The sequence below is a fragment of the Nocardia jiangxiensis NBRC 101359 genome, from assembly GCF_000308615.1.
GTDB classification, from domain to species: domain Bacteria; phylum Actinomycetota; class Actinomycetes; order Mycobacteriales; family Mycobacteriaceae; genus Nocardia; species Nocardia jiangxiensis.
The window spans coordinates 112,250-129,839 of record NZ_BAGB01000027.1 but is presented as its reverse complement, the minus strand read 5'-3'; the positions used below and the strand labels follow the sequence as shown (position 1 = coordinate 129,839).

Here is a 17,590-nt window from a genome sequence, read left to right as displayed (position 1 = left end):
TTATCCGTGCAAGGGCACCCTCAGGGGGCGATGAGCCGACGGGCCGCGAGCACCGTGGCGGCGCGGAGTTCGCCGACGTCGGCGCGATTGTCGTGCAGCGCGTGCACCGCCGAGGTCCGGGCCAGATCGGTGAGCAGCGTGAGCAGGGTGAGCGGATGGAAGGTGTCGGTGATCAGCCCCGCCGCCTGACCCCGCCGGAGCTCGGCGAGCTTGGGCGTCACCGCATGTCGGATGGCCTCGTCGGCCGCGGGGATCTCGGTGCGTTCGATATCCGCCCACGCCTGGAGCCGGGCGTCGTCCGGATTGCGCAGGTAGTGGTCGAAAAGGCGGCCGATGTAGGCGGGGATGTCCTCGGCGTCCAACGCGGTCTCGGCGGTCGTCTCGCTCACCCATTGCGCGGTCACCGCCGCGTACAGCTCCTCCTTGCCCGTGAAGTACGCGTACAGCCGGTCCTTGCTGGCGTGGGCGGCCGCGGCGATCCGGTTGATCCGCGCACCCGCGATCCCGTACCGGGCGAATTCCGCCTTGGCTGCGGCGAGGATCCGCTCCTTCGTGGCATGTCCGGCTGAGCGCATCCCGGAATCCTATCTTGCCGAACCATTTGGTTCGGGTGTAGATTTCGCGAACCAAATGGTTCGCCGAGAGTGGAGATGGGATGACCGAGACGATCCGACCCTGGCGCGAGCTCGCGGCGTTGCCCGAGGGAGTTCCCACCGCGGAGCTGGACCAGCTGTGGGCCGGACTCGAGACCGTGCGCGCCGAGGACATCCTGGGCGAATGGAAGGGCGCGGCCTTCCGCACCGGTCACCCGCTGTGCCGCGCGCTGGACCACAGCCGCTGGCACGGCAAGACCTTCCTGTCCCCGTTCGAGGCCAAACCGCTGATCTGCCGGGCCGAGGACGGAACGCTGTTCTCCGACATCCAACTCGGCGGCGGCGGTGAGGCGTCGCTGTGGAACATCGAGTTCCGCGGCGAGGTCACCGCGACGATGGTCTACGACAAGCGCCCCGTCTTCGACCACTTCAAACGCCTCGACGAGAACACCCTCATGGGCATCATGAACGGCCGCCCCGATCTGGTGCTCGCCGACGGCGAATACTTCTACTTCCTGCTCGAGCGCGCCTGATGCCCACCACATCGGCGGCGATCTCCCGCGATCCCCGCGCCGAATTCACCATCGAGCCGGTCGAGATCGACGACCCGCGCGCGGACGAGATCCTCGTGCGCGTCGTGGCCGCCGGGATCTGCCACACCGATCTGGTCTCCCGCGCGGCCGGTGCGGCCGATCGGCCGATTCTGCTCGGGCACGAGGGCGCGGGCGTGGTGGAAGCGGTCGGCGCGGACGTGCGGGGCGTGCGGCCGGGCGATCAGGTCGTGCTGAGTTATCGGCATTGCGGCGCGTGCCGGAACTGCCGTCTCGGTCGTCCGGCGTACTGCGCCGGCGCGACGAAACTGAACCAGTTCGGGGCCCGCCCGGACCGCACGCCGCGAGTGCGGATCGGCGCGACCGCCGTGCGCGACGGCTTCTTCGGTCAATCCAGCTTCGCCGGATACGCCCTGACCACCGCGGACAACACCGTGGCCGTCCCGCCCGGCACCGATCCGATCGTGGCCGCTCCCCTGGGCTGCGGCTTCCAGACCGGTGCGGGCGCGGTGCTCAACGCTCTGCGCCCCGAACCGGGAGCCGCGCTGGTCGTCTATGGTGCGGGCGCCGTCGGGATGGCCGCGCTGCTGGCCGCGAAGACGCTCCCGGACGTCGATGTGATCGTGGTCGAGCTCTCCCCCGAACGCCGCTCCCTGGCAATGGAATTCGGTGCGTCGCAGGCGTTGGATCCCGCCGACGGGGATACCACCGCAGCCATCTCCGAACGCACCGGCGGCGGAGCCACCCACGCACTGGACACGACCGGGCGACCCGAGGTGCTCGCGAATGCCGTGGCGGCCTTGGGAATCGGCGGCGTCGTCGTTGTGGTCGGTCTCGGCGTCGGAGTCCCGCCCATCGATCTGCGCGATATCGTCCTGTCGGGCAAGATGATTCGCGCATGCCTCGAAGGTGACGCGGTGCCCCAGCGGTTCATCCCCGAACTGCTCGCACTGCACGCTGCCGGGCGACTGCCGCTCGAGCGCCTGGTGCGCGGCTACCCGTGCACCGAGATCAACGCCGCGCTGGCCGATCAGCGCGCGGGACGGGTCGTCAAACCAGTTCTGACCTGGTAGGGGACGACCGCCTGAGCGCGCGACCGCCGCACGCACCGGATCCGGATCCGGATCCGGATGAGCCGAGGGCATCATGCGTGCCCGAAGGATGCGGTGCGTGCGTCGGACGGTCGCGCTGGGCCGAGGCCATCGGCACAGCGGGCGCGCGTGCGTGATCGGTCGATGCGGCTCGCTTGGGTAGGGTCGCGGGCAGGCCGGGCGCATCCGGCGGGTTTGTCAGGAGGAGTGCCGCACCATGCCGCTGTTCGGGCGAGATGCCGAGCTGAAGGATCTGAGCGCCTACCTCGAGGGGCCCGGGGAACGCAGTGGCGCGCTGATCGAGGGCGGGCCCGGTATCGGAAAATCCGCACTGGTGGCGGAGAGCGTCACGGCGGCGGCCATCGCGGGGGTGCGTGTGCTGCGCACCGCCGGCACCGAGGCCGAACAGGATTTCGCCTACGCCGGACTGCACCGGCTGCTGTATCCGCTGCGGCGCGGTCTGGATGCCTTGCCGAAACGCCAATCCGATTCGCTGGCAACGGCTTTGGGGCTGGCGGACAGCACCGGCGAGCCGAGTGCGTATCTGGTCGGGCTCGCGGCGCTGACCCTGCTGTCCGACGCCGCCGCCGAACGCCCGCTGCTGATCGTCGCCGAGGACGTGCACTGGCTCGATCGGCTCAGTGCCGAGGTCCTGGCCTTCCTGGCCCGTCGCATCGACACCGAACCCATCGTCCTGATCGCCACGATCCGGGACGACGCGAACTCACCCCTGAGCGATGCGGAACTCGCGCACCTGCCGCTCGGCCCGCTGTCCGACGACCAGGCCGCGGCACTCCTGGATTTCACCGCGCCCGACCTGCCCGCGGCCGTGCGCCGGCGGTTGCTCGCCGAGGCCCGGGGAAATCCGCTCGCGCTCGTCGAATTGCCCACCGCGGCAGCCGATCTCGACGAGTCCGCGCTCACCCTGCCGCTGCCCGAACGACTCGAGCGCGCCTTCGTCGCCCGCACCGCCACACTGCCACCGGCGTGCCGCTGCGCGTTGTTGCTCGCCGCGCTGGACGACAGCGGCTCGATCGCCGAAATACTCGCTGCCACAAGTGTTCTCCAGCAGACTCCGGCCGATCCCGAAATCCTCGCGCCCGCCACCGAGGCCCAGCTGATCGACCTGAGCCCGGACACGCTGACCTTCCGGCACCCGCTGATGCGCTCGGCCGTCGCCGCCGCGGCCACGCCTGAGCAACGCCGCAGCGCCCACCTCGCCTTGGCCGAAGTGCTGACCGATCTGCCCGACCGCAGCCTGCGACATCGTGCGGCAGCCACGCCGGGCCCGGACGAGCAGATCGCCGTCACCTTGGAGAATTTCGCCGAACGGGCCCGGCATCGCGAAGACGCGATCACGACGCTGGAACGCGCGGCGGCCCTGAGCCGGAGCCCGGCCCGGCGCGCGGACCGTCTGCTGCGCGCGGCCGAGACCGCGGTCGATGCCGGCCGACGCCCCACCGCCGAACGTCTGGTCGCCGCCGCGCGCACGCTGCCGCTGACCTCCGGGCAGCAGGCCGTCGGCAACTGGCTGCTCAGCGGATTCGACGACGGCGTACGCGAAGCCCCTTCGCGCATAGGCGAACTCGCCACACTGGCGGCGTCGGTCGCCGCGGACGGCCACGTCGATGCGGCGAAACGCATCCTGTGGGGTGCGGCGATGCGCTGCTTCTGGTCCGAGCCCGGCCCCGACGCCCGTCGCACACTGCTCGCGGTCGCCGATGAACTACCCGTCCCGGACGACGATCCCCGCCTGGTCGCGGTCGCCGCATACGTCGCCCCGCTCGACCGCGGTGAACCGGTCATCGCGCATCTGCGCGCACGGGCGGCGGTGACCGGGCACGATCCGGAGGTGGATCGCTTCCTCGGCAGTGCGTCACTGCAGGTGGGCGCGTTCGACCTGGCCGCGCAGTTCTCCGCGGCCGCGGCGACCGGACTGCGCGCGGCCGGTGCGCTGGGTGCGCTGCCGCGTGCGCTGACGGTGCAGTCGTGGAGCCTGACCCGGCTCGGCGATCTGGCCGCCGCCGCACCCGCGGCCGCCGAGGCCGCGGCCTTCGCCCGGGAGACCGGCCAGCCGTTCATGCACGGGCTGGCCATCGCCGTACAAGCCGAAATCGCCGCGCTCCGTGGGGATTACAACCAGTCCGGCACCCTGCTCACGGAGGCCGAGCGGATCGGGCTCGCCTCCGGCGCGCGGCCGGTATTGGCGACCGTGCAGCTCACCCGCGGACTCGTCGCACTCGGCGAGGGCCGATTCGACGACGCCTACACCGACCTGCTCCGGATCCACGATCCCGGCGACCCGTCACATTCACCGGCGCTGCGCACCTACTTCCTGGCCGAACTCGCCGAGGCGGCGATCCGCTCCGGAAACACCCGGGACCTGCGCGATCTGCTGGACGGGCTCGAACCCGCCACCCGGTCCACCTCCTCCCCCGCCCTGCACATCGGCATGCGCTACGCACGAGCCGTTCTGGCCACCGACGACGCCGAGGAACGATTCACCGACGCGCTGGCCGCGGCTGCGCCCGCCTGGCCCGCCGAACGCGGCCGCCTGCACCTGGCCTACGGCGAATGGCTGCGGCGACAGCGCCGGATCATCGAGTCGCGAACCCATTTGCGCACCGCCAGAGCGACTTTCGACGCACTGGGCTTCACCGCCTGGAGTGCGCGCGCCCGCCGCGAACTGCGCAGCGCCGGTGAAACGAGCCCCAACCGCACCCCGGACGCACGCGAGATGCTCACCCCGCACGAACTGAGCATCGCCCAGCTCGCCGCCACCGGCCTGACCAACCGCGAGATCGGCCAGCAGCTCTACCTGTCCCACCGCACCGTGAGCACCCACCTCCACCGGATCTTCCCCAAACTCGGCATCAGCTCCCGCACCGAACTCACGCACCTGTTCCCGCCGGAGGCGGCACCGAACAAATAACAACCGCAACCTGCGCCATCATTCGTCGAGTCATTCGGCCCGTGCCGCTGATGCTCAACTCACACAACAACTCTCACCGGTGGTCACACAGCGGGAAGCGGTCAGCGCATGATCACCTCATCTGGACCACACCCGAGCAGCACAGGCGTGCGAGAGGCAGCGGGACTTGTGAGCACGGGACAGCCGAAGGCGACGGTGTCCGAATACCGCACACGATTACGTCATTCGACGGACGCGGTGTGGTCGGCGCACTGCCTAGCGTCAGCGGCGCGGACCGGGGATCGTGAGTTGTCGGCTCTCGCTTCCGTCCGCTGCTCGTTGACGACACTTCGGCAGGAGATCGGATGACCCTCAACAGACGACTATTCGGCGGAGCGCTCGCCGCGGGCGCGGCAGGGCTGGCCGCAGCGTCGCTGAGCGGATGTTCCCCGGATTCCGGCGGCGGGAGCGCCGCCACGACCACCGTGGGTCAGCAGCTGCGCGCGGGATCGGGTGCGCACACCACGCTGGGCACCATCAAGCACGTCGACGCCGGTGTGCTCAACATCGGATACGCCGAGTTCGGCCCCGCAACCGGTCGGCCCGTCGTACTGCTGCACGGCTGGCCCTACGACGCCTACAGCTACGCCGACGTCGGGCCGCTGCTGGCCGACGCCGGATACCGCGTGCTCGTACCGTATCTGCGCGGCTACGGCCCGACCACCTTTCTGTCCCCGCAGACCGTACGCAACGGACAGCAGTCGGCCATCGCCAAGGACATCGTGGACTTCATGGACGCACTGCACATCGACAAGGCCATCCTCGGCGGATACGACTGGGGCGCAAGGACTGTCGACATCATCGGCGCACTGTGGCCGCAGCGGTGCAGGGCACTGGTCGCGGTGAGCGGCTACATCGTCACCCAGCAGGCCGTGCAGCAGCAGCCGCTGACGCCGAGCGCCGAACTCGGCTGGTGGTACCAGTACTACTTCGCCACCGAACGCGGCCGCGCGGGCTACGCACGGTACCGCCACGACTTCAACAAGCTGATCTGGCAGCGCGCCTCACCTGCCTGGAAGTTCGACGACGCCACCTACGACCGCAGCGCCGCGGCCTTCGACAATCCCGATCACGTGGACATCGTCATCCACAACTACCGCTGGCGACTGGGCCTGGCCCAGGGCGAACCGCAGTACGACGCCTACGAACAGCAGCTCGCCACCGGGCCGGCGATCAGCGTGCCCACCATCACCGTGTCCAGCGACTTCGACGGCGCGGCCGAGGACGGCAAGACGTATGCGAGCAAGTTCACCGGCAAATACGTCCATCGAGTGCTCGACGGTATCGGGCACAATGTCCCGCAGGAGGCGCCGAAACCGTTCGCCCAGGCCATCATCGACGCGGACCGCCTGTAGCCCGGAATACGTCACCGCAGCGTCATCCGGCGGATGTGGCACGACCCGCACCTGGACGATGCTCGAAATGCGGCCGGAGAGGTTCCGAACCAGCCGACCGCACCCCATCGACCGGCCGTCGCCTTCCCCCCACACGACGGCCGGTCGAGCCCGCCACATCCACCTGCTCGATCTCGAGGAGCAACGCATGACCACGGTCCGTTTTCATCTCATCTCGGCCCTGTCGCCCACCGAGGTGATGGACGTGCTGACCGACTTCGGCCCCACCCGCACCGAGGTGTGGCCCACGATCGACGCCGAGCACTTCGTCGTCCACAATCGCGGCGAGGGGTGGGCCGAGGTCACCGAGGGCACCGAGGCCGCCTGGGAACGCGCCCGCTACGACTGGGATCCGGCAGGCGATACGGTCACCGTCACCACCCTGGATTCGAAGGTCTTCGGCCCCGGCGGCGGCTGGATCTTCCGGACCACCCCCGAGCCCGAAGGCACTCGCGTGGACGTCGAACTGACCCGCGATCCGCAGGCGTTCAAGGGCAAGGTCATCGCCGCGCTGCTTCCGCTGATCGGCCCCGCCACCTTGCGCAAGGGTCTGCAGAAACCGTTGCAGGCCAAGTAATCCCACGCCTGTGCTTCAGGGCTTCTCATGCTCGGATGCAAGCTGGCGAAGCACACATCGGCCGGTCGTCACGACCGGCCGATTCGTGCTCTCATCCGGTGACCGGAGCAAGCCCGGTTACCGGACGCGAAATCTATTCGCCCCCGCCGGAATTCGCTTTCCGATCGCGGTATGCCTCCAGGAGCCGCAACCAGATCTCGCTGATGGTCGGGAACGACGGGACCGCATGCCACAGCCGATCGATGGTGACCTCACCGGTGATCGCGATCGTGGCCGAATGCAGTAGTTCGGCGACTCCCGCACCGGCGAAGGTCGCACCCAGGATCGTGCGACGCTCCGGATCGACCAGAATACGCGCTCTGCCAACGTATTTCGGATCGAACTGGATCGCTCCGGCGACATGGCCGATCTCGTAGTCGACCACCTCGACCGTGCGCCCGGCGCGCGCGGCGTCCTCGCTGCTGAGCCCGACCGCGCCGATCTCCGGATCGGTGAAGACCACCTGCGGCACCGCCAGATGATCCGCGGTGCCGACATTGCGTCCCCAGGCGCCGGTGTCCAGGGCGATCCCGGCCGCCCGATCCGCGATGACGCCACCCACGATCCGCGCCTGATATTTACCCTGATGGGTAAGCAGCGCACGATGATTCACGTCGCCGACCGCGTACAACCATTCGCCGTCGATCTCGGTGGCGGTGAACGTGTCGTCGGTGGTGATCCACGTCCCCGGCGCCAGGCCGACGGTGTCGAGTCCGATGTCGTCGGTGCGCGGTGCGCGACCGGTCGCGAACAACACCTCGTCCGCGACGATCCGGCTGCCGTCGGCGAGCGTCACGTGGACCTCGCCGTCCGGCCCGTCCGGGCGTTCGGCCATCTGGATACCCGATCCGAACCGCAGGTCGACGCCCGCGGTCCGCAGCCGATCGGCGACCATCTCCGAGGCGAAGGATTCCACCCGCCCCAGCAGCCCGGACCCGCGCGCGACGAGTGTGACCTGGGTGCCGAGCGCCTGCCAGGCGGTGGCCATCTCGGTGGCGACCACACCGGCGCCGAGGATCACCAGACGTCCCGGCACCTGTTCGGCACTGGTCGCCTCCCGACTCGTCCAGTACCGCAGCGTGTCCAGCCCGGCCAGCGGCGGCAGGGCCGCGCGAGTGCCGGTACACACCGCGACCGCATGCCGGGCGGTCAGCTCGACGGTCTCCCCCTCGGGAGTCTCGACCGTCACCCGGCGCGCCCCGGCGAGCCTGCCGTGCCCGCGCAGCAGGGTGATACCGGCCGAGGTGACCCAGTCCACCTGCCCCTGGTCGTTCCAGTCGGCGACCATGTAATCGCGATGCCGCAGTACCGCGGCCGCATCGATCGGCCCGGTGACCGCGGCGCTCACGCCCGGGAACCGCGACGCCTCGCCGTACAGCAGCACCGGCCGCAGCAATGCCTTGCTGGGTTCGCAAGCCCAGTAGGAACATTCGCCGCCGACCAGTTCGGATTCGACGATGACGGTGCTCAGTCCGGCGGCGGCGGTCCGGTCGGCGACGTTCTCACCGACCGGGCCCGCGCCCAGCACGATGACGTCGTAGGTCTTGTCGTTCTCGTCTGTCATGCCTGTACTTCCGATCGGGGGGTCAGCGGCCGGGATGCTCTCGCTCCGTGACCTCCGGTAGAAACCAGCCGTTGCCGTCAGGGTCCTGGAACGCGGCGAAGGAACCGTAGCCCGCCCGCTTCGGGTGCGCCCCGGCGACACGCTCGGCGGGGAGAGTCAGCGGGTCGCCCGCGCGGCCTGTTCGATGACGTCCGCGACGGTGTCCGAATGCGAGACGGCGACCGAATGCGAAGCGGCGACCTCGGTGACGTGGGAATGCGCCCGCTGCGCCATGAATCGCTGCGCCGCGACGGGAATGTTCTTGTCCTGCGTGGTGATCACGTCCCAGCTGGGTTTCTCGGTCCAGGCCGCGGCGGTGGCCTTCTCCTCGAGCGCCGACTGCGCGATCGGCCGTTGCGTGGCCGCCATCAGCGCGGCCTCGTCGGCGGGGACGTCGGCGGCGAACTGATCTTGGAATTTGTCCGGCTTGATGTAGAGGTCGGTGCCGGTGGTGCCGTCCGGGTTGGTGAACGGGGCCGGGTTCAGGGCGCCGGGCAGGGTGGAGCCCGGGAATTTGCCGGTCAGTTCGAGTGCGCTCTCCCCCGGCGCGGGCAGGAATGCAGCCACATAGACCAGGGCCTTGACATTCGCGATCCCGGCTCCGGCCGCACTGATCACCGAACCGCCGTAGGAGTGGCCGACCAGGATCACCGGGCCGTCGACATGATTGATCAGCGCCCGCAACGTGGTCGCGTCACCGGCCGGGCCGCGCAACGGGTCGGCCGCCGCGAGCACCGGATAGTTGTCCTTGCGCAATCGTTCGATGACGCCGGTCCAACTGGACGCGTCGGCGAAGGCGCCGTGCTCCAGGATGACGGTCGGCTTCACGAAACCGTCATCGGCCGGCGCGGCGTTGGTCTTCGAGCCCGCGGCGCAGGCCACGGCGAGTGTGCCGACGACCGCGCCGGCAGCGAGCGCCGTAACAGCCCGGTTCACCCGCCGCCGCAGATAGCCCTGTCCGATGATGTCGCCCATGTGGATTCGCCCTTCGAGAAGTTGATGCAGGTCGAGCGTTTCCACTGTGGTCGCATCGACATCCCGGGCGCATCCGTCGACCGACGCTGTCGACGACGTAAGTCACCGGCGCCGGAGGATGGTCGGCGGCGCACTCGCCGAGCGGCGATCAATCCTGTGCCAGAAGGACTTTCACCGCCGCGCGATGCCCGAATATCCGGCGGCCGTTGCTGGTGGCGTTCATCGCGATCACGGCGGTGCCGGTATCCGGGTCCAGCGATTTGACCGTCCCGGCGAAGGTGATCGTCGCACCCAGCAGCGCCTCCACGTAGACCGGGCTGGCGAACCGGACCGAGTATTCCTGGACCGCGCTGGGATCACGCAGCCAGGAGGTGATGTATCCGGCGCCCAGGCCCATGGTCAGAATGCCGTGGGCGACAACGGTATCCAGTCCGATGAGCGTCGCGAACTCGTCGCTCCAGTGGATGGGGTTGCCGTCGCCGGAGACACCGGCGTAGTTCACCAGATCGCCCCGGTTCAGGCGGATCGTGCGTCGCGGCAGCTCCTCGCCGACCGACACCTCACGGAAGCGGCGGCCCCGCGGCAGCGGCGGATCGATGGTGACGAGCGGGTTCCGGCTGCGCGCGGACGTCCGGACGGATGTCGCGGGCAGGATGGATTGTGTGCGGTCCGGCACGATATTCGACATGTCGTGTGCGACCAGGCCGCGCGCGGTGGCCGCCACCGTCTCGGCGGTCTCGCCGCGAGGTCCCAGGAGCAGGGTGCTGTACGCGGTGTGCACCAGCTCGTCGCGCTGATTCGACACCCGATTCTCCAGCACCAGCAGGTCGCGACCACGCACCTGATGGAACGAATCCAGCGATACGTCGCAGGTCAACCGGTCACCCGCCACGATCGGACGGTGGAATCGCAGAACCTGGTCGGTCTGAATCAGCTGGCTCAGATCGCAGCCGACCGCGATCCGTTCGAGCAGTTTGCGTTGTGCGTGCATACCCATCGGCGAGACGAATGTCAGCGGCGCCAGCAGTCCCCCCGACTCCAGGGCGAACTCGTCCTTCTCGTCGTGATGTGCGGGGTGGTAGTCCTGAACCGCCTTGGCGTATTCGCGAATCTTCTCCCTGCCGACCACATAGTGATCCTCGGTGACGTAGTGGTGGCCCACCAGTGCCGTCGCATGTGCGGCCGGGTCCGATGCCGGTGACTCCAGAGTCGCTGGATGCTCCACATAGCTAACATACGGCAAATATCTTGTGGGGACGGGCGACTCGCGCCGGTAACTCCTATTTCAATCCGACCCGCTACTGCCGCACCGAAACCACCTGCCGGACAACATCACCCGAGACATACCAGAACCCGCGGCGGACACGAAAACGGCGGGGCCGCCACACATCTCAGCCCGCGGTGATCTGTTCGTAGTAGGTCCACGAATGCCCCTTGGCCTCACACGACACGCTGCCGTGGAAGCCGGTCGAGCACGTCGCCCCGGCATGACTGACACTCGAGCCCCACATGTCGTGACCGGTGGCCACGGTGGAGATATCCGGATTTCCACCGGGCAGCGTATAGGGAGTCCCGGCGGCGAACCCCGGATGGGCCGGCGCCCACGGGACGTTGATCACGACCTGGCTCACCTGGAACGGGATCGGCAGATAGCTACCACCGAGCTTGATCGACATGAGCTTGGGCGAGGTATCGCAACCGACCGTGCCATCCGCGGAGATCGCACACTGGAACGAACCCATCGAGAAATAAACCGGCCCGGCGGCCTGCGCGGTGTTGGTGAACAGCAGCGGAGCCAGCGCACCGGCGGCACACGCGGCCACCGCCGCCTTGATCGAACGTTTCATACGTACTCCCTCCGCACATGAACTCGAACAACAGCGAGACCCGTCGGCAACCGGAGAGGTGACCAACTCCAGCGTCGCCGAGGCCACGCAGAGACCCCGCAGACATTACCGAGCCACCCGCGACCGCCGCACGATTTCCGCCACGCCCACGCGCGCCACCCCCGCCCCGACCGAACAAAGCGCGCAGGTAGGACCGCGATTTGGGGTCCCGACCAGCGATACGCTAAAGTTTCTCCTCGGTCGACCGATACGGACGACCAGGAGCAATCCCCTATAGCTCAATTGGCAGAGCAGCCGACTGTTAATCGGCAGGTTTCTGGTTCGAGTCCAGATGGGGGAGCATAAAACGGCCCCTGACCGGCGAATTCAATTTGCCAGTCGGGGGCCGAACTTGTATGAACTCCTTCTACTGAGAGTTCGGTCGTAGCGGAGTTGCCGAGCGCGCCGCATCGATCTATGCCTTGCCGGTCCGATCCGGAGTCCGTCCACCGCGGCGTTGTGGATCACGGCCGCCGCGTCGCGCGCGGATGTACTTGCGCCGAGTCGACGCGCTGAAGTACATCGGCGGTCACACGACCGCCACCCTCGTCCGGCAGTGGCGGTGCCGCCGAAACCGACGACACAGCTGCGCTCCCCCTCATCACCCTGGGGAGAGGTGAGTCTCTCAGTGCTGCTGAGATTCTCGTTGCAGTCCGGCATTGCGAATGCGTGAATTCGACGTCGGCGACAACCACATCCCTACCAGCACTGCATGTTTCGGTGAGTCGACTACTGCTCGGTGCGCGGTCGAATCCTTCCCAGTGGTGAAACACTTTGATCGCCAAGGTATTTGGACGGCATGATGCGATAGGGAAACGCACGCGATCGAGCACCACCGTGTTACAGTTTCGCGCGCCCCGACATGTTATTGATCAACCTCTCGTTCTCGACAAAGGAGCCCCAGGTGGCTGATTCGTTGCTGGCCGACAAAGTCGTCGTCATCACTGGCGCGGCGCAGGGCATCGGTGCCGCGTCCGCGCAGCGAATCGCCGACTACGGCGCGAAAGTGGTCGTCGCCGACGTCAACCAGGACGGCGGTAACGAGACGGTCGCTTCGATCACGAAAAGTGGTGGCGAAGCTTTCTTCCAGCGCACCGATGTGACTTCCGCGACCGACGTCGAGGCGATGGTTCGCGCGACGGTGGACCGGTTCGGCCGGTTGGACTGCGCAGTCAACAACGCCGGAATCGAGGAGCAGGGCGAGACGCTGCACGAGAGTTCGGAAGCGGCGTGGGACAACATGCACACCGTGAACCTCAAGGGCGTGTGGCTGTCCATGAAATACGAGATCCGGCACATGCTCACGCAGGGCAGCGGCACGATCGTGAACACCGCGTCGGTGGCCGGACTGGTGGGACTGCCGCTCGGCATCGGGTCCTATTCGGCAGCCAAGGGTGGTGTCGTGGCGTTGACCCGCACCGCGGCAATCGAATACGCGAAACAGCGCATCCGGGTCAACGCCGTATGTCCCGGCGTGGTCCGCACCGCCATGCTGGACAACGCGATCAACGCCGGAATGTTCACCGAGTCCGAGGCCGCGGCGCTGCATCCCACCGGGATCCTGCTGACCCCGAACGATGTCGCCGAGACCATCGCCTGGCTGCTGTCCGATATGTCCGCGGGTCTGACCGGGCAGGCGATCGCGCTCGACCACGGCATGCTGGCCGGCTGAGCGCGGGAAGCTTCGTCCTTGAATACGCCGAATACGCCACAGTCTCGCTCCGACGCCCCGTCCTGCCCGGTCGCCCACGGCTCGCCCACCGCGTTCAACGACTCCCGAGTACCGATGTACTCACCGGAGTTCGCCGCCGACCCGCACCACGCCTACCGTGAAATGCGTAGACAGTACGGCTCTTTGGCGCCGGTGGAGCTGGCGCCCGGCGTATCGGCCACACTGGTGGTCGGGTATCGCGCCGCGTTGCGAGTCCTGAACGATCCCGAGCACTTTCCCGGCGATCCGCGCACCTGGCAGAAGGATATTCCGGGCGACTGCCCGGTCCTGCCGATCATGGAGTGGCGCCCCACCGCGAGCAGGAGCGCCGGGCCCGACTTCGTTCGCTATCGGCAGGCGATGACCGCGAGTATCAATCAGGTCGATCTGTACGCCGTTCAAGCCGCCGTGGAGCAGATCGCGACTCCGCTGATCCAGAGCTTCTGGCCGGTCGGCACCGCCGATCTGATCAGCGAATACGCCTTTCCGCTGACGTTCGCGGTCGTCAATTCCCTGCTCGGCTGCCCACCCGAGATCGGACAGCGGGTCGCCGCCGGTATGGCGGCGATGTTCGAGGGGATCGGCGCCGAGAAGGGCAACCAGATGATCGGCGAGGCGTTGCAGGATCTGGTGACCCTCAAACGTGACCGGCCCGGAAACGACGTCACCTCGCGGTTGTCGCAACACCCGGCCGAACTCGACGACCTCGAGATGGTCAGCAACCTGGCGGGCTTCTACGGCGCGGGAATCGAACTGCAGCAGAACCTGATAGTCAACACCCTGCTGCTGATCCTCACCGACAGCCTCTTCGGCGGAAATGTGATGGGCGGCAGCATGTCCACCCGTGACGCCCTGGACGAGGTCCTGTTCAACGACCCGCCGGTGGCGAACCTCCTGATGACCTACCCCCGTCAGCCGATCCTCATCAACGACGTCTGGCTGCCCGCGCATCAGCCGGTCCTGGTCAGCATGGCCGCCTGCAACAACGACCCCACGATCCGCGCCGACGACCACACGGGCAACCGATCGCATCTTGCGTGGGGCGTCGGCCCCCGCGCCTGCCCCGCACAGTCGCTGGCCTACATGGTCGCCCAGGAAGCCATCGACCAACTACTCGACGCACTGCCCGAGATGCAGGTAGTGGACGACTCGCCGACCTGGCGCCCCGGCCCGTTCCACCGCTCCCTGGCCGCTCTGCCGGTCACCTTCCCACCCTCACGCTGACCGCGACACCTCGTTACGGGCCGGCCGGGGCGCGCGGCCATCTGCCACAGCGACCCGGCCATGCCCGTGGACGTGACCCGCTCGCTTCCAGTCGTCCGGCGAGCGTTGGTTGGCGAAGTAGTCGTCGTCCATCTCCTCGGCTGTCATCTCGTGCTGCCGGGCGTCGTGGTCTCGATCGGTGTCGATGAAACTGCTGAACCAACGGACCGCAGCGTGGAGATGACAAGGGAGGCAAACGATCCGGACCAAGGCTCTCGTCCAAGGCCGAGACGCGGGTGGCCCGTGAACTGGGGCGATGACCGAGGCCGACCAGCCCTGGATCACTCGGCATCCACACATGCTGGACTGCCGACGAACTGACAACTCAGGACTCAGCTCCGAGCGGACAACGCCTGGGAGAGCGCGCTCATGCTGATGTCGATGATCGTGTGGAGCTGCTCCTGACTCGCCCCGGCCCTGCTCATCACAGCCAGCGACTGGTTGACCGCCGCAATGTGAACGGCGAAATTGTCGGCGTCGCTGTCGGCCAGCTTCACGACGTTCAAGGCGGTCCGCAGCCGCGCATGCTGAGAGTCCAGGGCTTCGATCGCGCGCGCGGCGATGTCGGGGCTCAGCACCGGTATCGCCATCGCGGTCTGGGCGACCAGGCATCCGTCCGGCAGGTCGGGGTCGGCGATGCGCTTCAGTGTGACGTCGAAGAACTCTCGTATCGCCCGCAGTGGCTCCTCGGACGCACGGGACAGGGCCTGGTCGTACCTGTCCCCATAGCGCGCGGCGTAGCGGTCCAGGCAGCGCAGATAGAGCGAATCCTTGTCGCCGAGCGAAGAGTAGATGGAACTGCGGTTCAATCCGGTCGCCCTGGAGAGGTCGTCGAGAGATGTGTCGGCGTACCCGGCTCGCCAGAACTGGACCATCGCCGCATCGAGCACGGCGTCCATATCGAACTGCTTCTTTCCGGCCATCGCGCATGCACCTCGTTCTCGAGCCGTTGTGACCTGCCCATCATATCTTGAACTAATCAGTCCAAGATGCGTAGGCTCGGGACATGACCGACGCTGCAACCGCCACGAACCGCTCTTGCGACCAGAACCCGATCTCCGGGTTGCCGCTGCACGACCTCGCGGGATTCACGCACCGCTGGGTCGACGCGGAAGGCATCCGACTTCATGCCGTGGAAGGCGGTCAGCCGACCGGCCCTGCCGTCGTCCTGCTCGCCGGATTCCCGCAGACCTGGTGGGCTTGGCGCGCAGTGATGGCGGGCCTGGCCGAGCGATTCCACGTGATCGCCATCGACCTGCCGGGACAAGGCCACTCCGACCGCCCTCGGGACAGCTACGACACGCACACCGTCGCCTCGCGCGTCCAAGCCGCGGTGACCGCACTCGACGTGCCGAAGTACTGGCTCGTCGCCCACGACATCGGGGCCTGGGTCGCCTTCTCGCTGGCCTTGAAGTACGAAGAGCGTCTGCACGGTGTCGCTCTGCTCGACGCCGGCATTCCCGGAATCACCCTCCCGGACGCCATCCCGACGGATCCCGACCTGGCGTGGAAGACCTGGCACTTCGCGTTCCACCTGGTGCCCGATCTTCCCGAGACACTGCTCGCCGGTCGCGAGCGTGACTACGTCGACTGGTTCCTGAAGGTGAAAGCACTGTCCCCGAACACGTTCGACAGTGCCGAGATCGACCATTACGCCGCCGCCGTCGCGGCCGAAGGAGGTCTGCGAGCGTCTCTCGCCTACTACCGCGATGCCGCGGAATCGGCACGTAGGAATCATGACGCTCTCGAACGACAGCACCTGACCGTCCCGGTCCTGGGAATCTCCAGCTCCCATGGCTCGATCCCCGACATGGCCGCTTCCATCAGCCGCTGGGCGGACCACGCGACAGGCGTCGTCATCCCACAGGCCGGACACTTCATTCCCGACGAGCAGCCCGACGCGGTTGTGGACGCCTTGACCGGGTTCATCGATCACGAACGTGTGGGGTAGTTCCTGTACTGACCGCCGCCACGCTCAATGGCGACGCCTGGCAGCGGAGGTGCTCACACCTCGCTTTCCTCCGCCGCGGCGCGCGCGGTGGTCTCGCCGACCGCGCGGGCCGCGGCCAGGAAAGCGTCGACCAGGGGGGATTCGCGGGATTCGGCTACGGCGAGGCAGACCTGGTCGGGGGTCAGTTCGGGGATGGGGACGTAGCTGATGTCGGGGCGGGAGTAGAAGGCGGTGGCCGAGCGGGGCAGGAAGGAGATGCCTCGACCGGCTGCCACGTGCTCGAGTTTCTCCTCGACGCCGCGCACGAAATGGCCGGTGGTGGGGTGTGGGTGGCGGGTGGGCTGGGTGTGCGGGTCGACGTGCCAGATCAGCGGCTCACCGGCGAGGTCGGCCTCGGTGACCTGTTCCTTGCCGGCCAATCGGTGGTCGGCCGACAGGACCACCACGCGCGGCTCGGTGAACAACGGCGTCACCCGCAGTCCGGTCTCGTTGATCGGCAGGCGCACATAGGCCACGTCGACGCGGCCGTCGAGCAGCATCGCGGCCTGGTCGTCCCATTCGAGCCGTTGCACGTCCACGATCACGTCCGGATATTCGACGCCGAAGACGCGGACCGCGTGGGTGACCACGATGCCCATCCGAAATCCGACGACCAGCCGCCGGCTCCCGCGGGCGGCCACGGCCACCCGACGTCGCGCGGCGTGTGCGGAGGCCAGCAGCGGCCGGGCATCGGCGAGCAGTTGCGTGCCCGCGACGGTCAGCCGCACCCCGTGACTGTCCCTGGCGAACAGCGGCGCGCCGAGATCGTGTTCCAGCGCGCGAATCTGCCGGCTCAGTACGGGTTGCGCGATATGCAGGTCCTCGGCGGCGCGGCCGAAGTGCAACCGGTCCGCGACCGCCACGAAGTAGCGCACCTTGCGCAGGTCCAGATCCATCGCCACCTCCGGGCTTCCGGCAATGCCTTCAGGGTATCGCCGACGCCGAA

15 protein-coding genes and 1 tRNA gene are annotated in these 17,590 nt (G+C 67.9%); 9 read left to right on the top strand and 7 right to left on the bottom strand.

Going from position 1 to position 17,590, the window contains the following annotated elements; all coding sequences use genetic code 11:
• Nucleotides 1–20 precede the first annotated feature (20 nt).
• A complete protein-coding gene (locus ON40_RS09045) occupies nt 21–575 on the bottom strand; it encodes a TetR/AcrR family transcriptional regulator (protein WP_040820545.1) in 555 nt (184 codons plus the stop codon).
• 80 nt (nt 576–655) lie between these two features.
• Here ON40_RS09045 and ON40_RS09040 point away from each other — a divergent pair, with 80 nt between their 5' ends.
• From ON40_RS09040 to ON40_RS09020, 5 genes are all read left to right on the top strand, one after another.
• Nucleotides 656–1,126 (top strand): DUF4334 domain-containing protein, encoded by a 471-nt coding sequence (locus tag ON40_RS09040; protein WP_040820542.1) that lies wholly within the window; start codon nt 656–658, stop codon nt 1,124–1,126.
• Nucleotides 1,126–2,217, top strand: coding sequence for an NAD(P)-dependent alcohol dehydrogenase (locus tag ON40_RS09035; RefSeq protein ID WP_040820540.1), 1,092 nt, complete (start codon nt 1,126–1,128; stop codon nt 2,215–2,217). Before ON40_RS09040 ends, ON40_RS09035 begins: the two co-directional genes overlap by 1 nt.
• Nucleotides 2,218–2,452: 235 nt before the next feature.
• A complete protein-coding gene (locus ON40_RS09030; RefSeq protein WP_040820538.1) occupies nt 2,453–5,167 on the top strand; it encodes an ATP-binding protein in 2,715 nt (904 codons plus the stop codon).
• Between the two features lie 344 nt (nt 5,168–5,511).
• Nucleotides 5,512–6,561 carry an alpha/beta fold hydrolase gene (locus ON40_RS09025; RefSeq protein WP_040820536.1) on the top strand — a complete coding sequence of 350 codons (1,050 nt, stop codon included), beginning with the start codon at nt 5,512–5,514 and terminating at the stop codon, nt 6,559–6,561.
• Nucleotides 6,562–6,748: 187 nt separating this feature from the next.
• Nucleotides 6,749–7,177, top strand: a complete 429-nt coding sequence (locus ON40_RS09020; RefSeq protein ID WP_040820535.1) for an SRPBCC family protein — start codon at nt 6,749–6,751, stop codon at nt 7,175–7,177.
• 133 nt (nt 7,178–7,310) lie between these two features.
• On the opposite strand, the gene ON40_RS09015 is transcribed toward ON40_RS09020, so the two are convergent.
• From ON40_RS09015 to ON40_RS09000, 4 genes are all read right to left on the bottom strand, one after another.
• Nucleotides 7,311–8,780, bottom strand: coding sequence for a dihydrolipoyl dehydrogenase family protein (locus ON40_RS09015; protein WP_040820533.1), 1,470 nt, complete (start codon nt 8,778–8,780; stop codon nt 7,311–7,313).
• Between the two features lie 156 nt (nt 8,781–8,936).
• Entirely contained in the window at nt 8,937–9,839 is a 903-nt protein-coding gene (locus ON40_RS09010) for an alpha/beta fold hydrolase (RefSeq protein WP_245567723.1), read from the bottom strand.
• Nucleotides 9,840–9,942: 103 nt separating this feature from the next.
• Nucleotides 9,943–11,019: a fused (3R)-hydroxyacyl-ACP dehydratase subunits HadA/HadB gene (locus ON40_RS09005; protein WP_051192872.1), complete on the bottom strand. Its 1,077-nt coding sequence runs from the start codon at nt 11,017–11,019 to the stop codon at nt 9,943–9,945.
• Nucleotides 11,020–11,185: 166 nt separating this feature from the next.
• Complete coding sequence (locus ON40_RS09000; RefSeq protein ID WP_051192871.1) at nt 11,186–11,641, bottom strand: hypothetical protein; 456 nt, start codon at nt 11,639–11,641, stop codon at nt 11,186–11,188.
• Nucleotides 11,642–11,908: 267 nt separating this feature from the next.
• Between ON40_RS09000 and ON40_RS08995 the strand changes: the two genes are divergently transcribed.
• The 3 genes from ON40_RS08995 to ON40_RS08985 all read left to right on the top strand — a co-directional run bounded on the left by ON40_RS08995 (nt 11,909) and on the right by ON40_RS08985 (nt 14,615).
• Nucleotides 11,909–11,981 (top strand) — tRNA-Asn (locus ON40_RS08995).
• 603 nt (nt 11,982–12,584) lie between these two features.
• Nucleotides 12,585–13,352, top strand: coding sequence for a glucose 1-dehydrogenase (locus tag ON40_RS08990; protein WP_218008758.1), 768 nt, complete (start codon nt 12,585–12,587; stop codon nt 13,350–13,352).
• 18 nt (nt 13,353–13,370) lie between these two features.
• The gene (locus tag ON40_RS08985; protein WP_040820531.1) at nt 13,371–14,615 is read left to right on the top strand and encodes a cytochrome P450 family protein; all 1,245 of its coding nucleotides are present in this window, start codon (nt 13,371–13,373) and stop codon (nt 14,613–14,615) included.
• Nucleotides 14,616–14,986: 371 nt separating this feature from the next.
• On the opposite strand, the gene ON40_RS08975 is transcribed toward ON40_RS08985, so the two are convergent.
• Nucleotides 14,987–15,577 (bottom strand): TetR/AcrR family transcriptional regulator, encoded by a 591-nt coding sequence (locus ON40_RS08975; protein WP_040820527.1) that lies wholly within the window; start codon nt 15,575–15,577, stop codon nt 14,987–14,989.
• 83 nt (nt 15,578–15,660) lie between these two features.
• On the opposite strand from ON40_RS08975, the gene ON40_RS08970 reads away from it, so the two are divergent.
• Nucleotides 15,661–16,605, top strand: coding sequence for an alpha/beta fold hydrolase (locus ON40_RS08970; RefSeq protein WP_040820526.1), 945 nt, complete (start codon nt 15,661–15,663; stop codon nt 16,603–16,605).
• A gap of 53 nt (nt 16,606–16,658) precedes the next feature.
• Here the strand turns inward: ON40_RS08970 and ON40_RS08965 are convergent, their stop codons facing one another.
• Nucleotides 16,659–17,540 carry a LysR family transcriptional regulator gene (locus ON40_RS08965; RefSeq protein ID WP_040820774.1) on the bottom strand — a complete coding sequence of 294 codons (882 nt, stop codon included), beginning with the start codon at nt 17,538–17,540 and terminating at the stop codon, nt 16,659–16,661.
• Nucleotides 17,541–17,590: the final 50 nt, after the last annotated feature.

Excerpts from the sequence above, each read along its gene's own strand:
- ON40_RS09045 (WP_040820545.1), bottom strand. The coding sequence starts at position 575 with ATGCGCTCAGCCGGACATGCCACGAAGGAGCGGATCCTCGCCGCAGCC.
- ON40_RS09040 (WP_040820542.1), top strand. The coding sequence starts at position 656 with ATGACCGAGACGATCCGACCCTGGCGCGAGCTCGCGGCGTTGCCCGAG.
- ON40_RS09035 (WP_040820540.1), top strand. The coding sequence starts at position 1,126 with ATGCCCACCACATCGGCGGCGATCTCCCGCGATCCCCGCGCCGAATTC.
- ON40_RS09030 (WP_040820538.1), top strand. The coding sequence starts at position 2,453 with ATGCCGCTGTTCGGGCGAGATGCCGAGCTGAAGGATCTGAGCGCCTAC.
- ON40_RS09025 (WP_040820536.1), top strand. The coding sequence starts at position 5,512 with ATGACCCTCAACAGACGACTATTCGGCGGAGCGCTCGCCGCGGGCGCG.
- ON40_RS09020 (WP_040820535.1), top strand. The coding sequence starts at position 6,749 with ATGACCACGGTCCGTTTTCATCTCATCTCGGCCCTGTCGCCCACCGAG.
- ON40_RS09015 (WP_040820533.1), bottom strand. The coding sequence starts at position 8,780 with ATGACAGACGAGAACGACAAGACCTACGACGTCATCGTGCTGGGCGCG.
- ON40_RS09000 (WP_051192871.1), bottom strand. The coding sequence starts at position 11,641 with ATGAAACGTTCGATCAAGGCGGCGGTGGCCGCGTGTGCCGCCGGTGCG.
- ON40_RS08975 (WP_040820527.1), bottom strand. The coding sequence starts at position 15,577 with ATGGCCGGAAAGAAGCAGTTCGATATGGACGCCGTGCTCGATGCGGCG.
- ON40_RS08970 (WP_040820526.1), top strand. The coding sequence starts at position 15,661 with ATGACCGACGCTGCAACCGCCACGAACCGCTCTTGCGACCAGAACCCG.
- ON40_RS08965 (WP_040820774.1), bottom strand. The coding sequence starts at position 17,540 with ATGGATCTGGACCTGCGCAAGGTGCGCTACTTCGTGGCGGTCGCGGAC.